Genomic DNA, 1,303 nt, shown 5'->3' on the forward strand with positions numbered 1-1,303 from the left:
CTACAGGCAGTTGCACTAATACCCGTCCGGGCACGCCAGAGGTCGCGCCTGGAAGAGATCGAAAGGGGCGCAATGCGGCGCCAGGCGCCGCCAGAAGCTGCTGTCGCGCTTTGGCGGCCTGCGCGGCGTGGTCGACGCCAGCGTCGAGGACCTGATGTCGGTGGAGGGGATTTCGACCCAGCTTGCGGAAGAAATCTACAGGCAGTTGCACTAATACCCGTCCGGGCACGCCAGAGGTCGCGCCTGGAAGAGATCGAAAGGGGCGCAATGCGACGCCAGGCGCCGCCAGAAGCTGCTGTCGCGTTTTGGCGGCCTGCGCGGCGTGGTCGACGCCAGCGTCGAGGACCTGATGTCGGTGGAGGGGATTTCGACCCGGCTTGCGGAAGAAATCCACAGGCAGTTGCATTGATGAAGGGAAGGCCAGGTCCGGCGCCGCCGCAACCGGACTAGGCTAATGCCCCGGGGCCATGTAGACTAGTGGCGCTTTCTTCACGCTTTCTTCATGTTCAATTTACCCGTCGGCCGATTGCTTTCCTATGCCTTTTAATATTCCCATCCTTCTGACCTGGCTGCGCGTGGCCCTGATTCCGCTCGTCGTCGGCGTGTTTTACCTGCCGCCGTCGATGCTGCTGCATGGCGACCAGAACCTGGTCGCCACCCTGGTCTTCATTGTTGCGGCCGTGACGGACTGGTTCGACGGCTTTCTCGCGCGGCGCTGGAACCAGACGTCGGCCTTCGGCGCCTTCCTCGACCCGGTCGCCGACAAGCTGATGGTGGCGGGCGCCTTGCTGGTGCTGGTGCAGCTGGACCGTGTCAATGCCGTGCTGGCCTTCATCATCATCGGCCGCGAAATCACGATTTCCGCGCTGCGCGAATGGATGGCGCAGATCGGCGCGTCGAAATCGGTGGCCGTCAGCTCGATCGGCAAGATCAAGACGGCCGCGCAAATGACGGCCATCCCCCTGTTGCTGTACCACGAAGTCATTTTCGGCGCGATCGACACCCACGTGTGGGGCGAGCGCCTGCTGTGGATCGCCTGCGTGCTGACCGTGTGGTCGATGTTCTATTACTTGCGCCTGGCATGGCCGCTGATTAAAGAAAAGGCCGGAAATTTGCACTAAGAACAGGCAGGCGGCTGCTTTATGCGGAATATTTTGCAAAAGACCAGATATTGCCCGTTGACAGCCCCTGTAATCCCTCTATAATGCTGGCCTGTTGTTGATGACGCGGGAGTAGCTCAGTTGGTAGAGCGCAACCTTGCCAAGGTTGAGGTCGAGAGTTCGAGACTCTTCTCCCGCTCCAG

Annotated in this window: 1 protein-coding gene, 1 tRNA gene and 2 pseudogenes; all 4 read left to right on the plus strand. The window is 60.9% G+C overall.

Annotated elements, in window-relative coordinates:
• A pseudogene (locus tag AC07VI_RS29265) lies at positions 1–214 on the plus strand (hypothetical protein); the annotation flags it as partial.
• Between the two features lie 8 nt (positions 215–222).
• Positions 223–409, plus strand: a pseudogene (locus tag AC07VI_RS29270) (hypothetical protein); the annotation flags it as partial.
• A 127-nt stretch (positions 410–536) separates the two neighbouring features.
• The gene (gene pgsA, locus AC07VI_RS29275) at positions 537–1,121 is read left to right on the plus strand and encodes a CDP-diacylglycerol--glycerol-3-phosphate 3-phosphatidyltransferase (RefSeq protein ID WP_071322919.1); all 585 of its coding nucleotides are present in this window, start codon (positions 537–539) and stop codon (positions 1,119–1,121) included.
• A 105-nt stretch (positions 1,122–1,226) separates the two neighbouring features.
• Positions 1,227–1,302 (plus strand) — tRNA-Gly (locus tag AC07VI_RS29280).
• Position 1,303 lies beyond the last annotated feature (1 nt).

It is taken from the genome of Janthinobacterium sp. GW821-FHT03A03 (genome assembly GCF_059421435.1).